This is a genomic window from Burkholderia sp. BCC1985 (assembly GCF_905339915.1).
In the GTDB taxonomy this organism is placed as follows: domain Bacteria; phylum Pseudomonadota; class Gammaproteobacteria; order Burkholderiales; family Burkholderiaceae; genus Burkholderia.
Window position 1 is genome coordinate 1 of sequence record NZ_CAJPGY010000030.1, and the last position, 14701, is coordinate 14701.

The 14701-nt window shown below is 66.6% G+C and carries 11 protein-coding genes; 5 read left to right on the forward strand and 6 right to left on the reverse strand.

What is annotated here, in order from left to right:
• Window positions 1-74: 74 nt before the first annotated feature.
• Complete coding sequence (locus U4Z31_RS25985) at window positions 75-1499, forward strand: DHA2 family efflux MFS transporter permease subunit (protein ID WP_257775311.1); 1425 nt, start codon at window positions 75-77, stop codon at window positions 1497-1499.
• Between the two features lie 255 nt (window positions 1500-1754).
• Here U4Z31_RS25985 and U4Z31_RS25990 read toward each other — a convergent pair whose 3' ends face one another.
• From U4Z31_RS25990 to U4Z31_RS26000, 3 genes are all read right to left on the reverse strand, one after another.
• A complete protein-coding gene (locus tag U4Z31_RS25990) occupies window positions 1755-2498 on the reverse strand; it encodes a 2OG-Fe(II) oxygenase (RefSeq protein WP_321811804.1) in 744 nt (247 codons plus the stop codon).
• A 327-nt stretch (window positions 2499-2825) separates the two neighbouring features.
• Window positions 2826-4418, reverse strand: a complete 1593-nt coding sequence (locus U4Z31_RS25995; RefSeq protein WP_321811769.1) for an inorganic phosphate transporter — start codon at window positions 4416-4418, stop codon at window positions 2826-2828.
• Window positions 4419-4638: 220 nt separating this feature from the next.
• Entirely contained in the window at window positions 4639-5547 is a 909-nt protein-coding gene (locus U4Z31_RS26000) for a LysR family transcriptional regulator (RefSeq protein WP_124488697.1), read from the reverse strand.
• A gap of 127 nt (window positions 5548-5674) precedes the next feature.
• Between U4Z31_RS26000 and metE the strand changes: the two genes are divergently transcribed.
• Window positions 5675-7969, forward strand: a complete 2295-nt coding sequence (metE, locus tag U4Z31_RS26005; protein WP_321811770.1) for a 5-methyltetrahydropteroyltriglutamate--homocysteine S-methyltransferase — start codon at window positions 5675-5677, stop codon at window positions 7967-7969.
• 173 nt (window positions 7970-8142) lie between these two features.
• On the opposite strand, the gene U4Z31_RS26010 is transcribed toward metE, so the two are convergent.
• Both U4Z31_RS26010 and speB read right to left on the reverse strand, forming a co-directional pair.
• A complete protein-coding gene (locus U4Z31_RS26010; protein WP_124523335.1) occupies window positions 8143-9468 on the reverse strand; it encodes an MFS transporter in 1326 nt (441 codons plus the stop codon).
• A 53-nt stretch (window positions 9469-9521) separates the two neighbouring features.
• Window positions 9522-10478, reverse strand: coding sequence for an agmatinase (speB, locus tag U4Z31_RS26015; RefSeq protein WP_257775306.1), 957 nt, complete (start codon window positions 10476-10478; stop codon window positions 9522-9524).
• A 149-nt stretch (window positions 10479-10627) separates the two neighbouring features.
• Here speB and U4Z31_RS26020 point away from each other — a divergent pair, with 149 nt between their 5' ends.
• Entirely contained in the window at window positions 10628-11539 is a 912-nt protein-coding gene (locus U4Z31_RS26020) for a LysR family transcriptional regulator (RefSeq protein ID WP_044848789.1), read from the forward strand.
• Between the two features lie 67 nt (window positions 11540-11606).
• On the opposite strand, the gene U4Z31_RS26025 is transcribed toward U4Z31_RS26020, so the two are convergent.
• On the reverse strand, window positions 11607-12071 hold the full coding sequence (locus U4Z31_RS26025; RefSeq protein WP_044848788.1) for an Lrp/AsnC family transcriptional regulator: 465 nt from the start codon (window positions 12069-12071) through the stop codon (window positions 11607-11609).
• 134 nt (window positions 12072-12205) lie between these two features.
• Here U4Z31_RS26025 and U4Z31_RS26030 point away from each other — a divergent pair, with 134 nt between their 5' ends.
• Window positions 12206-12829 carry a LysE family translocator gene (locus tag U4Z31_RS26030; protein ID WP_044848787.1) on the forward strand — a complete coding sequence of 208 codons (624 nt, stop codon included), beginning with the start codon at window positions 12206-12208 and terminating at the stop codon, window positions 12827-12829.
• A gap of 230 nt (window positions 12830-13059) precedes the next feature.
• A complete protein-coding gene (locus U4Z31_RS26035; protein ID WP_321811771.1) occupies window positions 13060-14673 on the forward strand; it encodes a S53 family peptidase in 1614 nt (537 codons plus the stop codon).
• Window positions 14674-14701: the final 28 nt, after the last annotated feature.

The window sequence follows — 14701 nt, forward strand, 5'->3', positions numbered from 1 at the left end:
ACTCGTCCCGATTACCGGCCTCGTCTGCACCTGCTGGAACTCGGCATCCTCGTATTCCGTCTCCTGTACCGTTCATGACTGACAGCCCTGCCCAAGGTGGTCGGACGACCGACTTCCTGCCGTACCTCGTCGCCGCAACGTTCTTCATGGAGTATCTCGACACGACCGTGATCGCGACCGCGTTGCCGCAGATGGCGCGCTCGTTCGGCGTCGGGCCGAACGCGTTGAGCCTCGGGATGACAGCCTACATGCTGGCGCTCGCGGTGTTCATCCCGATCAGCGGCTGGATCGCGGATCGCTATGGCTCGCGTACGGTGTTCGCCACGGCCATCTTCGTCTTTACCGGTGCGTCGGTGCTGTGCGGGCTGTCCGAGGGCGTGGTGACGTTCACGGCCGCGCGACTGCTGCAGGGTGTCGGCGGGGCGATGATGGTGCCGGTCGGACGGATGATCGTCGTGCGCAGCACCGAGAAGGCCAGGCTGATGCGTGCGATCGCGACGATTACGTGGCCGGGCATCGTCGCGCCGGTCGTCGGGCCGCCGATCGGTGGCTTCATCACGACCTACGCGTCATGGCGATGGATCTTCCTGTTGAATGTCCCGTTCGGCATCGCCGCGCTCGTCTGTACCTGGCTGATCGTCCGGAATACACGGGCCGATGAGCAACGGCCGCTTGACTGGGTCGGGTTCGTGCTGGCCGGCGGAGCGTTGACCTGTCTGCTGATCGGTACCGAAGCGGCCGGCCAGCAGGACGTCGACTTCGCGCGCGCGGGCATTCTGGTGGGGGCGAGCGTGCTGTTCGGCATCGCCGCGTGGATGCACGCGCAACGCTGCGCCCACCCGCTGCTCGATTTCACGACGCTGAAGGTGCCGACGTTCTCGGTGACGGTGATCACCGGCTCGATCACGCGGATGGCGATCAACGCCGTGCCATATCTGCTGCCGCTGCTGTTCCAGATCGGCTTCGGGCTGTCGCCGTTCCAGTCCGGCCTGCTGCTGCTCGCGAGCGCGCTCGGCAATCTCGGGATGAAGGCGGGAACGTCGTGGATCCTCGACCGCTTCGGTTTCCGGCGCGTTGCGCTCGTCGACGTGACGATCGTCGGAATTTTCACGATCGCGTGCGGCTGGCTGACCGCGTCGACGCCGCTGGCGATCACGCTGTTCGTCGTATTCGTCTACGGGCTCACGCGGTCGATGCAGTTCACGACGCTCGCGACGCTGGCGTATGCGGATATCCCGGCCCGGCAGACGAGCGCGGCCAGCACGCTGTGGAGCGCCGCGCAGCAGATGACGATCGGGATGGGGATCGCATTCGGTGCGTTGTCGCTGCGGCTCGCGGCGTTGGTACGTGGCGACGCGGCCGGCGTGCACTACGTACTCGACGATTTTCGCTGGGCGTTCGTTGCGGCGGGCGTGCTCGCGCTGCTGACGTTGCCGGGCTATGCGCGGCTGGCTTCCGATGCTGGCGACCGCCTGCGGGCAAATGTGGCCCGAGGGTAGGCCGGATCTCGCGTTGCCTTGGCGTCGCGACAGGTGAGGGCCGTGGCTTTTCGTTGCTCACCTGAAACATCGATCGGTCGAGGCGACGATGGTCCGAAGGGCGGCACAACCCGTTTTCCGTTACCGCGGGTGATGAGCGGACCGTACGGCGACGCCACGGTGCAACGAGCCTCGAGCACCGACGTGCGGTGCCGGTTGCACGACCCCGTCCGCGGGCCGAATGGCGCGACAGCGTCATGTTCGTTCCGCGGGCCGTCACTGTGCGTCATGGAAGATGATGCCGACCGTGTGGCGGTGGCCGCTTCGAATTCTGCTCACTCCATGGCGCAAGTTGACGCGGTAGACGCCGCGCGTTCCCTGCACGGGCCTGCCGTGCACGGCGAAGATCACCGCGTCGCCTTGCATGAGCGGCACCACTTCCGCGCGTGACTGCATGCGTGGCCGCTGTTCCGTCAGCACGAACTCGCCGCCCGTGAAATCCCGCCCGGGTGCCGACAACAGGATCGCGACCTGGAGCGGAAAGACATGCTCGCCATACAGGTCTTGATGGAGACAGTTGTAGTCGTCCGGCCCGTATTGCAGGATCAGCGGCGTCGGGCGTGTCTGCCCCGCCGCGTGGCAGCGATCGAGGAAGGTCCGGTGCTCTTTCGGATAGCGGACGTCGATCCCGAGTGCCTGGTTCCAGCGATTCGCGATCGGCGCGAGATGCGGATAGAGCGTCGCACGCAACTCGGCGACGACCGCGGGCAGCGGGTACGCGAAGTATTTGTATTCGCCGCGCCCGAACCCGTGCCGTGCCATCACGACGCGTGAACGGTAGAGCGCATCCCGCGCATAGAGCGAGGCAAGCGCATCGCACTCGCTTGTGGAAATCAGACCCGGTACCCGCGCACATCCGTAGCGATCGAGCTCGACATCGACGGTCGACCAGTCGATTGCGTCGACGCGTTGCGCGATGTCCGTCGATTCGACGGCAGGTTGCAGATCGGCGATATTCACGGGCATCCCTCGGTTCGTCAGCAGTGTGGCGCCGTACGGTCGCGCGAAATACTCGCCAGCGTCGCGTGCACGGTTGAAGCCACGATGAAAGTCGATGAACCCAGTCTAGCGGCGTCCGCGTGCTGGCGCGCTCCAGATCTTGCGCTTCAATTCGGAAGGGAGGGGAGGGGAGGAGAGAAAGTTGGGAGCGCGGCGCGGACACATCGGATGCCGCGATGTGTCGGAGCGGAGAAGCGCAGAAGCGCAGAAGCGCAGAAGCAGAGAAGCGACTGAGGAACCTTCCACGGCAGGCGACCGGTTTTCACCGGCCACGCGCCGCTTCCCCGATCAAGCCACCGACCGGAACAACCAGTAGAGCCCGCCAGCCAGTACGATCGACGCGGGCAACGTCAGCACCCACGCGAGCACGAGGCTGCGGACCGTGCTCCACTGCAACCCGGATCCGTTCGCCGCCATCGTGCCCGCGACACCCGACGACAGCACGTGCGTCGTCGACACGGGCAGCCCGTACACGTCGGCGGCGCCGATCGTCAGCATCGCGACGAGTTCGGCCGACGCGCCCTGCCCATACGTCAAATGCTGCTTGCCGATTTTCTCGCCGACGGTCACGACGATCCGTTTCCAGCCGACCATCGTGCCGAGGCCCAGTGCGATCGCGACAGCCACCTTCACCCACGTCGGAATGAACTTGGTCGCGTGGTCGAGCTGCTTGCGATAGTTGTCGATCGCGAGCTTGTCGTCGGCGGCGAACGCGGGCTGCCCCGACTTCTCGATCAGGCGAATGGCTTCGGACACCAGATACATCGTGTTGCGCACGTTGTCGACGTCGCGTTGCGGCACCGCCGCCATCGACCCCGACGCGCCGACCGCGTTCGCGAGCGACGCGGACAGCTGCTGCACGGCCGGCAGCACCGCGGGCGTCAGTTCACGATGCTGCACGTAGTGTTCGATGTCGGCACGCGGGTTCGCGGACGGCGCGACGCCGTTCGTGTACTTCCCGAACGTCGCGGCAGCCTGGTTCGCGACGGCGACGAAGGTCTGCGTTTCGGCCGGCGTGACGGCCTTGTTCAGCGCATACGCGGTCGGCACCGTGCCGATCAGGATCAGCATGATGAGGCCCATCCCTTTCTGCCCGTCGTTCGACCCGTGCGCGAACGACACGCCCGTGCAGGTCAGGATCAGCAGGCAGCGAATCCAGAACGGCGGCGGCTGATCCTTCGGCGGCTCCTTGTACAACTCCGGAACCCGCACGAGCGCCTTCAGCACGAGAAGCAGCAGTGCCGCGCACAGGAAGCCGATGATCGGCGAGAACAGCAGCGACTTGCCGACGCCGAGCGCCTGGGCCCAGTCGACACCGCTCGTGCCCGAAGGCCCGTGCATCAGCTGGTTCATCAGACCGACGCCGATGATCGACCCGATCAGCGTATGCGAGCTCGACGACGGCAATCCGAAATACCAGGTCGCGAGGTTCCACACGATCGCGGCGATCAGCAGCGCGAACACCATCGCGAAGCCTGCGCCGCTGCCGACTTGCAGGATCAGCTCGACCGGCAGCAACTGCAGGATGCCGAACGCGACGGCGCCGCTCGAGACCAGCACGCCGAGGAAGTTCCACATGCCGGACCAGATCACCGCGACGTTCGGCGTCAGCGAGTGCGTATAGATCACGGTGGCGACCGCGTTGGCCGTGTCGTGGAAGCCGTTGACGAATTCGAAGCCGAGCGCGATCAGCAGCGCGGCGCCGAGCATCAGGTACGGAAACAGCGAGCCTTCGCGGACCGGCGACAGGTCGGCGATCAGGTGCGTGGCGATATAGAGGGCGCCGAACGCGAGCACCAGCAGAAAGACGGCATAGCCGACCTGCCTGGTGCGTTCGACGGAACCCGAATTGTTCGGTGCGGACGAAGCAGGTTGATTCATGACGGCATCTCGTAAGGGAACCGCGTCCGATCCTAGCTTTCGCTACCAGTCAGTTTGATGACAGTCGGGACGTCGAATCATCGTCTTACGGATGTGTAAGGGGAGGGTGCCGTGACGTCGAATTGCGACATGTCGTGCCGGTTCGCGTCGTCATCCATTTCGTGAACAGGCCCGCGCACCGGCATGCGGGCCGCGGGAAGCGCGCACGGCGCGAGCGCCGCTAGCGCAGCATGCGCGGCGCGCTCCATGTCGATTCACGCGCCAGCGCGACGAATGCGGCCAGATAGTCGATCGACGCATCCGCCTCGCGGATGCCGAGGAAGATCTGTTTCGCGATCCCTTTCTTGCCGAGCTTGACCGGCACGACCGGCATCCGGTCCGCGTATTCGTCTGCAAGCCATCTTGGCAGCGCGGCCACGCCGCGCCCGCTCGCCACCATCTGCAGCATGATGTCGGTCGTCTCGATCGACTTGTGACGCCGCGGCACGATGCCGGCCGGCGTCAGGAACTGGTTGTAGATGTCGAGCCGGTCGGTCTCGACCGGGTAGGTGATCAGGATCTCGTCGGTCAGCTGCTCGGGCGTCACGTAGTCGGCGTTCGCGAAACGGTGCGCGTCCGCGACCACCAGCACCTGTTCGTAATCGAACACGGGATCGAAGCGCAGGCCCGGCTTGTTCAGCGGGTCGGGCGTCACGAGCACGTCGATGTCATGGCCGAACAGCGCACCGATGCCGCCGAACTGGAAGCGCTGCTTCACGTCGACGTCGACGTCCGGCCAGCGCGACAGGTACGGCGACACGACCTTCAGTAGCCACTGGTAGCACGGATGGCACTCCATCCCGATGCGCAGCGTGCCGCGCTCGCCCTTCGCGTACTGCTTCATGCGCTCCTCGGCGAGCTCGAACTGCGGCAGCAGCCGGTTCGCCAGCTTCAGCAGATACTGCCCGCCCTGCGTGAGCCGCAGGCCGCGGCCTTCGCGGTCCCAGATCGGCGTGCCGAGTTGCTGCTCGATTTTCCGGACGGTATGGCTGAGCGCCGATTGCGTGAGATGCAGCGCGTTGGCGGCCGCGGTCAACGAGCCCTGGCGCTCGACTTCGCGGATCACGACGAGATGGAATCGTTCCAGCATGGGTATCGCTTGCCCGACAGATACATGAACATATTTAATGGATGAATGAAATAATGCCATTTTATTTCATGGGATGAAATCCCTATGATGGCTGCCGGATCGACTATTTCTTCAGGACGGCAGCTTCATGGTTACGACCCACAACCTCGGTTTTCCGCGCATCGGCGCGAAGCGCGAACTCAAGTTCGGTCTCGAACGCTACTGGAAGGGCGAGTCGTCGCGCGACGCGCTGAAGGCGCTCGGCGCCGAACTTCGCCAGCGCCACTGGAACGACCAGCGCGACCTCGATCTCGTGCCGATCGGCGATTTCGCGTTCTACGATCAGGTGCTCGACATGAGCTTCACGCTCGGCAACCTGCCGAAACGCGTGCAGGACTTCCATGGCGATGCGCTCGACAACTATTTCCGCGTCGCGCGCGGCCGCTCGGCGCAGTCGGCGGAAGCACACGCGGCTTGCTGCGGCGGAGTCGCGGCCGGTGAAATGACGAAGTGGTTCGACACGAACTATCACTACATCGTCCCGGAATTCCATGCGGATACGAACTTCTCGCTCGATCCGTCGCGCCTGCTCCAGCAACTGGCGGAAGCGCAGGCGCAAGGCGTCGCCGCGAAGCCGGTGATCCTCGGCCCCGTCACGTATCTGTGGCTCGGCAAGGCGAAGGACGATTCCGATCGTCTCGCGCTGCTGCCGAAGCTGCTGCCGGTATATGGCGCGCTGCTCGACACGCTGACCGCGCAAGGCGTCGAATGGGTGCAGATCGACGAGCCGATCCTCGTGACCGAGCTCGACGCCGCATGGCGCCAGGCGCTGCGCACGGCATACGACGCGCTCGAGACGCGCCGCATCAAGCTGCTGCTCGCGACGTATTTCGGCCAGCTGCAGGACAACCTGGCGCTCGCGGCTTCGCTGCCGGTCGACGGGCTGCATGTCGACGCGATCAACGCCCGCGACGAAATCGACGCACTCGTGCGCGAACTGCCGGCCGGGCGCGTGCTGTCGGTCGGCGCGATCAACGGACGCAACATCTGGAAGACGGACCTGAACGCAGCGCTCGACTGGCTCGAGCCGCTCGCGAAGCAACTGGGCGAGCGCCTGTGGCTCGCGCCGTCGTGCTCGCTGTTGCACGTGCCGGTCGATCTCGCGAGCGAGGAGACGCTCGACGAGGAGATCCACTCGTGGCTCGCGTTCGCGCTGCAGAAGCTCGACGAACTGAAGCTGCTCGCGACCGCGCTGAACGAAGGCCGCGACGAGGTGGCCGACGTGCTCGCCGCGAACGCGGCCGCGATCGGCTCGCGCCGCCGCTCGCCGCGCGTGAACAACCCGGCGGTGAAGGCCGCGATCGCGCGCATCGACGCGCAGCTCGGCAACCGTGCGAGCCCGTACCCGCAGCGTGCGCCGAAGCAGTCGGCGCGCCTGAACCTGCCGGCCTTCCCGACGACGACGATCGGCTCGTTCCCGCAGACTGCCGAGATCCGCCAGGCGCGCAGCCGGTTCAAGGCCGGCGCGCTGGATGAAGCCGGCTACCGCGCAGCGATGCAGGCGGAAATCGCGCGCAGCGTGCGCGAACAGGAATCGCTCGAGCTCGACGTGCTCGTGCACGGCGAAGCCGAACGCAACGACATGGTCGAATACTTCGGCGAGCAGCTCGACGGCTACGCATTCAGCCAGTTCGGCTGGGTGCAGTCGTACGGTTCGCGCTGCGTGAAGCCGCCGATCCTGTTCGGCGACATCAGCCGCCCGAAGGCGATGACGGTCGAATGGATCACGTACGCGCAGTCGCTGACGAACAAGCCGATGAAGGGCATGCTGACCGGCCCGGTGACGATCCTGAACTGGTCGTTCGTGCGCGACGACCAGCCGCGTTCGGTGTCGTGCCATCAGCTCGCGCTCGCGATCCGCGACGAAGTGCTGGATCTCGAGCAGGCCGGCGTGCGCGTGATCCAGATCGACGAGGCCGCGCTGCGCGAAGGGCTGCCGCTGCGTCGCGCGCAATGGGGCGCGTACCTGAAGTGGGCGGTCGAGTCGTTCCGCATCGCCGCGAACGGTGTGCGGGACGATACGCAGATTCATACGCACATGTGCTATTCGGAGTTCAACGACATCATCGCGTCGATCGCCGACATGGATGCGGACGTGATCACGATCGAGACGTCGCGCTCGGACATGGAGCTGCTCGACGCGTTCGACAGCTTCAGGTATCCGAACGAGATCGGGCCGGGCGTGTACGACATCCATTCGCCGAACATCCCGACGCAGGATCACATCGTCGGCATGATGAAGAAGGCGGCGGAGCGGATTCCGGCGGAGCGCCTGTGGGTGAACCCGGACTGCGGGCTGAAGACGCGTCAGTGGGCGGAAGTGCTTCCGGCGCTGACGAACATGGTCGCCGCGGCGAAGACGCTGCGCAGCCAGGCGCAATGACGCGCGAACGCTGCGCGCCGGCCGTCCCGATCGACGATCGGGCGGCAAACAAGCGGCCCGCATGGGCGGGCCGTTTGTCGTAGTGAATGTTCGGGGCGAGGCGGGGGTAGCGGCGTATCGCCCGACGCCCGATGCAAACGGGCAGGCGATGTCGCCTGCCCGTTTGCGTGAGGTTACGCGGTACGCGCACCGCGCGGCAGCGCTTCGTCCGCCCTGCCGGGCGCGCCGGCATCGTCGATGCTGACGCGGCGCGAGATCAGCCACACGCATACCGACGACAGCACGGCGGCGCTCGTGTACTGGATCGCGAGCGGCCACCATTGCGGCGCAGTGTTCTGCGCGATCAGCGTGGCGACGAGCGGCGTGAGACCGCCGGCGAGCGCGCCGCACACCTGGTACGCGATCGAGATCGCCGTATAGCGGATGCGCGCGATGAAGATGCCGCTGACGAAACCCGCGACCACCGAGTAGTAGCCCGATTCGGCGAGCGTCGCGAGGCCGACGCCGACCGTGATCGACAGCGGCGTGCCCAGGTGCACGAGCGGCAGCATCACGAACGGCACGATCGCGGCCCATGCGCCGGTGATCAGCAGCACGCGCGTCGTGCCGAAGCGCTGCGCGAGGAACGCGGCGGCGAGTTGCACGACGAACTGCAGCACCGCGACGATCGTCATGCAATGCAGCACCATCGACCGGTCGAGCGACAGGAACTGCGTCGCGTAGCTGATCATGAAGATGTTGCTGAAATACACGCCGGCGATCCCGTACACGTTCGCGCCGATCGCGAGCAGCAGCAGCGGCCAGTACTTGAGTGCTTCACGCAGCGGCTTTTGCGCGATGTTGCCGCTCTTCCTGACTTCCTCGAACTCGGGCGACTCGGATACGCTCGCGCGGATCACGAAGCCGACCGCCAGCAGCACGGCGCTCGCGAGGAACGGCACGCGCCAGCCCCAGCTCATCATGTCGTCCTTCGACAGCGTGCTGATCGCGCCGAACGCGAGCATCGACAGGATCAGGCCGCTCGCGCTGCCGAGCTGCGCGAACGACGCGAAGAACGTGCGCTTGCCTTCGGGCGCATGCTCGCCGGCGAGCAGCACCGCGCCGCCCCATTCGCCGCCGACCGCGATGCCTTGCAGCACGCGCATCAGTACCAGCAGGATCGGCGCGATCACACCGGCCTGCGCATGGGTCGGCAGCAGGCCGATCGCGACCGTCGACACGGCCATCAGCATCAGCGTCGCGAGCAGCGAGCGCTTGCGGCCGAAGCGGTCGCCGAGATAGCCGAACATCACGCCGCCGAGCGGCCGCGCGAAGAAGCCGACCGCGAACGAGCCGAACGACGCGAGCAGGCTGACGAAACGGCTTTCACCGGGGAAGAACAGCGGCCCGAACACGATGGCGGCGGCGGTCGCGTAGCTATAGAAGTCGTACCACTCGATCGTGGTGCCGACGAACGAAGCGAGCGCCGCCCGCTTCGGTTGCTTGATGGCAGTCCCCATCTGTTATGTGCTCCTCTGGAATCCTCTGATTTGGAATAGGTCGTGTGCCGGAATCAGTCGCGATAGGCGACGCCGGGCAGCACGCACAGCAGCTCGTACGCGAGGTTCGCGCCGAGCAGGGCCGTGGTGCCGAACGGGTCGTACGGCGGCGCCACTTCGACGAGATCGCAGCCGACGATGTTCAGCCCCTTCGCGCCGCGGATGATCTCGAGCGCCTGCGGCACCGTGAGGCCCGCGATTTCCGGCGTGCCGGTGCCCGGCGCGTAGGCCGGGTCGATGCCGTCGATGTCGAAGCTGATGTAGACGGGCGTATCGCCGATGCGCGCGCGCACTTCTTCCATCAGCGGCGCGAGCGACTTGTTCCAGCATTCCTCGGCCTGGACCACGCGGAAGCCCTGCTCGCGGCACCAGTCGAAATCCTCGGCCGCGTAGCCGGTGCCGCGCAGGCCGATCTGCGTGACCTTGTCGCCGTGCAGCAGGCCTTCCTCGACCGCGCGGCGGAACGGCGTGCCGTGCGCGATCTTTTCGCCCATCATCGTGTCATTCACGTCGGCGTGTGCATCGACGTGGATCAATGCAACCTTGCCGTGCTTGCGGTGGATCGCGCGCAGGATCGGCAGCGCGATCGTATGGTCGCCGCCGAGCGTGATCGGCTTGCAGTCGTGCTCGAGAATCGCGTCGTATGCAGCCTCGATGCGCGCGATCGAATCGTGCAGGTTGTACGGGTTGATCGCGACGTCGCCGATATCGGCAACCTGCAGCGAATCGAAGGGCGCGGCGCGCGTGGCCATGTTGTACGGGCGCAGCAGCACGGATTCCGTGCGGATCTGGCGCGGGCCGAAGCGCGCGCCGGTGCGGTTGGAGGTGCCGAGGTCGAACGGCACGCCGACGAAACAGGCGTCGAGGCCGGCTGCGCTCGCCACGTGCGGCAGGCGCATCATCGTCGCGATGCCGCCGCTGCGCGGCATTTCATTGCCGCCGAGCGGCTGGAAATGGGTGTGGTCGTTCATGGGCTTGTCTCTTCCGATGTGGGGTTGCCGTATCATTCGACGCGGCCTGGCACATAGTTTTACGCGTCCGGCCGGAAAGAAGAATGCGAAGATATCGACGTAAACATCGATTTCCATCGATGTATGGAAGGGAACAAAAGGGGAATAGCGTGCTGGGGAATCTGTCGACCCTCGATCTGCGGTTGATCCGCGTGTTTCTCGCGGTCACGGACGCGGGCGGCGTGTCGGCCGCGCAGGCGATCCTGAACGTCGGCCAGTCGACGATCAGCGCGCAGCTGTCGTCGCTCGAGACACGGCTCGGCTACCGGCTCTGCGAGCGCGGCCGCAGCGGCTTCCGGCTCACGCCGAAAGGCGAGCGGTTCCACGCGATGAGCCGCAAGCTGCTCGCCGCGCTCGACGAATTCGGGATCGCGGCGCGGCACATGGACCGCCAGCTGGTCGGCACGTTGCACATCGGCCTGATCGGCCATACGCCGGTCAGCCAGAACGCACGGATCGCCGAGGCGATCGCCGCGTTCCGCACGCGCGACGAGGCCGTGCGCTTCTCGATCTCGGTGCGCGCGCCGGGCGATCTCGAGGAAAAGCTGCTGAGCAACGAGATCCAGATCGCGGTCGGCTATTTCTGGCACCGCGTGCCGTCGCTGCACTACACGCCGCTGTTCATCGAGCGGCAGGTGGCGTACTGCGGGCGCGGCCATCCACTGTTCGAACGCGCCGGCGCGCTGACGCCGGCCGACGTCGCGGGATTCGAATGGGCGTGGCGCTCGTATCCGCTGCCGGAGGCGCAGATGTCGACGACGCCCGATCGCGTGACGGCGACCGCCGACAACATGGAGGCCGTCGCGCTGCTGATCCTGTCAGGCCATCATCTCGGCTATCTGCCGCAGCACTTTGCGGCGCCGTATGTCGCGCAGGGGCTGCTTGCGCCGCTCAATCCGGACCAGCTGCACTACGACGTCACGTTCCACATGGTCGTGGCGCGCGACGGGCGCGGTGATCCGCTCGTCGAAGCGTTTCTCGAGGATCTCGAGCGCGCGCATCAATCGCCCGATGTCGTGTGAGGTCGCGTGAGGTCGCCTGAGGGCGGCAACGTGAACGAATGTCACGCCGGAGAGGGTCACTGCCGCGTCACGGCACCGGCAACCCCGCATCGTGCTTCACCTCGCGCAACGACAACGCCGATTCGATCGACGTGACGCCCGGCAGCATCCGCAGCGAGTCGCGCAGGAACGTACCGTAGTCGTCGAGATCGCGCGCGACCACCTGCAGCAGGTAGTCGGCCGTGCCCGCGACGTTGTGGCACGCGAGGATCCGCTCGATGCCGAGCACTTCCCGTTCGAACCGGTCGGCGACCTTGCGGTCGTGCGTCGCGAACCGCACGAGCACGAATGCGACGACGCCGAAACCGAGCGCCTGGCGCGACAGCTGCGCGCGGTAGCGCTCGATGTAGCCGTCGTTTTCGAGACGCTTCAGGCGCCGTGCGCACGGCGTCTCGGACAGGCCGACGGAATCGGCGAGACGCGCGATCGGCAGGCGGCCGTCGCGCTGCACCGCGGCGAGGATCGCGCGGTCGGTTTTGTCGAGTTCGGTCATGTTGGCGGAATCCTTGTCTGGATTCCGTGATTGTGGCGGATTCCGCTATGTAGCGCCAATTTCGAGCCAAAGATGGCCAATAATCGCTCTCCCTTCAGCGGCAACATATCGTCACTGAAGAACGGGGGCAGACCATGATTTCCACGCATTTGCTGTTGATTTATCTCGCCGCGCTGGCGGCCATCTACGCGGTGCCCGGGCCCGACATGGCGCTCGTGCTGCAGACCAGCATCGGCCGCGGCGTGCGCCCGGGCATGGCGGCGGCGGCCGGCCTGTCGCTGTCGCGCACCGCGCACGTGACGCTGTCCGCCTGCGGCGTCGCGGCGCTGATCCGCAGCGCGCCGTGGCTGTACGAAGTGATCCGCTACGGCGGCGCGCTTTATCTCGCTTACGTCGCGATCCAGGTGTTCCGCTCGCCGGTGTTCGCGCTGGGCGACGGCGATGCGGCGGCGCCGGGCGAACTGCGGCAGTCGTTCTTCAAGGGGCTGCTGACGAACCTGCTGAATCCGAAGGCACTGCTGTTCTGCTCGGTGCTGCTGCCGCAGTTCGTGCGCCCCGAGGCAGGGCCCGTCGTGTGGCAGATGTTCGAGCTCGGCGCGCTGCTCGTCGCGGCCGGCGTGTGTTTCGACCTCGCATGCGTGTTCGGCGCGTCGCGCATCGCGGCGTGGATGCGCGCGCATCCGCTTGCGCAGACGGTCCAGCGCTGGACGTTTTCCGCGGCGCTGATCGGGTTCGCGCTGCGCCTGTCGATGGATTGAGCCGCTGCATCGCAGCACGGCCGTGATGCGCTGCCGAACGCGGGTCGTGCGCCCTGCCGGGGCTTCGCGCGCATGCCTTGGGGCGGAAGGGCGCGCGCGTAAATCATCTGACTGATCTAAACTCCGTTTAACTTCGCGCTTTCGCGAACCGACTGACCGAACGGAACCGACTTCCGCCGGCTATGTCCGATTTCCTGGCTGTGCAACGCGGTACCAAGGAGGGTCTGAACATGGCAAGGCATCTTCACGCCGACCGTGAACCCCGGATCGTCGCCGAGTCGAAGTGTCTCGGCCCCTGCGATCCGGCAGAACGTATCCACGTCACGATCATGTTGCGGCGGCAGGAAGAAGGGCAACTCGACACGTTGGTCCAGCAGCTCGCCACCGGCGACGCACAGGCGAAACCGCTGTCGCGCGAAGCGTTCGCGCAGCGTTTCTCCGCCAATCCCGACGACATTCGCAAGACCGAGGACTTCGCGCGCCGTCACCAGCTCACGGTCGATCGCGTCGATCCGGTCGAAAGCGTCGTCGTGCTGTCCGGCTCGATCCAGCAGTTCGAAGCGGCATTCAGCGTGAAGCTCGAGCGTTTCGAGCATCGTGCGATCGGCCAGTACCGCGGCCGCTCGGGACCGATCGCGCTGCCGGACGAGCTCGGCGATGCCGTCACGGCCGTGCTCGGCCTCGACAGCCGTCCGCAGGCGCGGCCGCACTTCCGGCTGCGTCCGCCGTTCCAGCCCGCGCGCGGTGCGCCCGCCGTCACGTTCACGCCGATCCAGCTCGCGTCGCTGTACGGCTTTCCGGCCGGCGACGGTGCAGGGCAATGCATCGCGATCGTCGAACTCGGCGGCGGCTATCGCGCGGCCGATATCCAGCAGTATTTCCGCGGGCTCGGCATCAAGACGCCGCCGACGCTCGTCGACGTGAACGTCGGCACCGGCCGCAATGCGCCGACCGGCGAGGCGAACGGCCCGGACGGCGAAGTCGCGCTCGACATCGAGATCGCCGGTGCGATCGCGCCCGCCGCGAAGCTCGCCGTCTATTTCGCGCCGAACAGCGACGCGGGCTTCATCCAGGCCGTCAACGCGGCCGTCACCGACAAGACCAACCGGCCGTCGGTGATCTCGATCAGCTGGGGCGGGCCGGAAGCGATCTGGCAGGCGCAGTCGGCGCATGCGTTCAACCGCGTGCTGCAGGCGGCCGCCGCGCAGGGGATCACGGTGTGCGCGGCGTCGGGCGACAGCGGCTCGGGCGACGGGCTGCAGGACGGCACGGATCACGTCGACTTTCCGGCGTCGAGTCCTTACGTGCTCGGCTGCGGCGGCACGCAGCTCGATGCGCTGCCGGGGCAGGGCATTCGCAGCGAAGTCGCGTGGAACGACGAGGCGGCCGGCGGCGGCGCGGGCGGCGGCGGTGTCAGCACGCTGTTCGACCTGCCGGCGTGGCAGCAGGGATTGACCGTCACGCTCGCCGACGGCAGCACCACGCCGCTCACGAAGCGCGGCGTGCCGGACGTTGCCGCCGATGCATCGCCGCAGACGGGCTACGAGGTGTCGGTCGCCGGCACGGTCGCGGTGATGGGCGGCACGAGCGCGGTCGCGCCGTTGTGGGCCGCGCTGATCGCACGGATCAATGCGGCGGCGAGTGCGACGGCCAGTGCGGCGGCGAGTGCATCGGCCGGCTGGATCAACCCGGCGCTGTACAAGAATCCCGGCGCGTTGCGCGACATCACGAAAGGCTCGAACGGCACGTATGCCGCCGCGTCCGGCTGGGATGCGTGCACGGGCCTCGGCAGCCCCGACGGCGCGAAACTCGCGGCGATCCTCGCGCGCAAGCCGTCGAGCTGACGCGCCGGCGCCGGCCTTTCCACGCGAC

What these genes read in the sequence shown, in the direction of transcription:
- U4Z31_RS25995 (WP_321811769.1), bottom strand. Translation starts at nt 4,418, where the DNA reads ATGAATCAACCTGCTTCGTCCGCACCGAACAATTCGGGTTCCGTCGAA.
- U4Z31_RS26030 (WP_044848787.1), top strand. Translation starts at nt 12,206, where the DNA reads ATGATTTCCACGCATTTGCTGTTGATTTATCTCGCCGCGCTGGCGGCC.
- U4Z31_RS26035 (WP_321811771.1), top strand. Translation starts at nt 13,060, where the DNA reads ATGGCAAGGCATCTTCACGCCGACCGTGAACCCCGGATCGTCGCCGAG.
- U4Z31_RS25985 (WP_257775311.1), top strand. Translation starts at nt 75, where the DNA reads ATGACTGACAGCCCTGCCCAAGGTGGTCGGACGACCGACTTCCTGCCG.
- U4Z31_RS26000 (WP_124488697.1), bottom strand. Translation starts at nt 5,547, where the DNA reads ATGCTGGAACGATTCCATCTCGTCGTGATCCGCGAAGTCGAGCGCCAG.
- U4Z31_RS26025 (WP_044848788.1), bottom strand. Translation starts at nt 12,071, where the DNA reads ATGACCGAACTCGACAAAACCGACCGCGCGATCCTCGCCGCGGTGCAG.
- metE (WP_321811770.1), top strand. Translation starts at nt 5,675, where the DNA reads ATGGTTACGACCCACAACCTCGGTTTTCCGCGCATCGGCGCGAAGCGC.
- speB (WP_257775306.1), bottom strand. Translation starts at nt 10,478, where the DNA reads ATGAACGACCACACCCATTTCCAGCCGCTCGGCGGCAATGAAATGCCG.
- U4Z31_RS26010 (WP_124523335.1), bottom strand. Translation starts at nt 9,468, where the DNA reads ATGGGGACTGCCATCAAGCAACCGAAGCGGGCGGCGCTCGCTTCGTTC.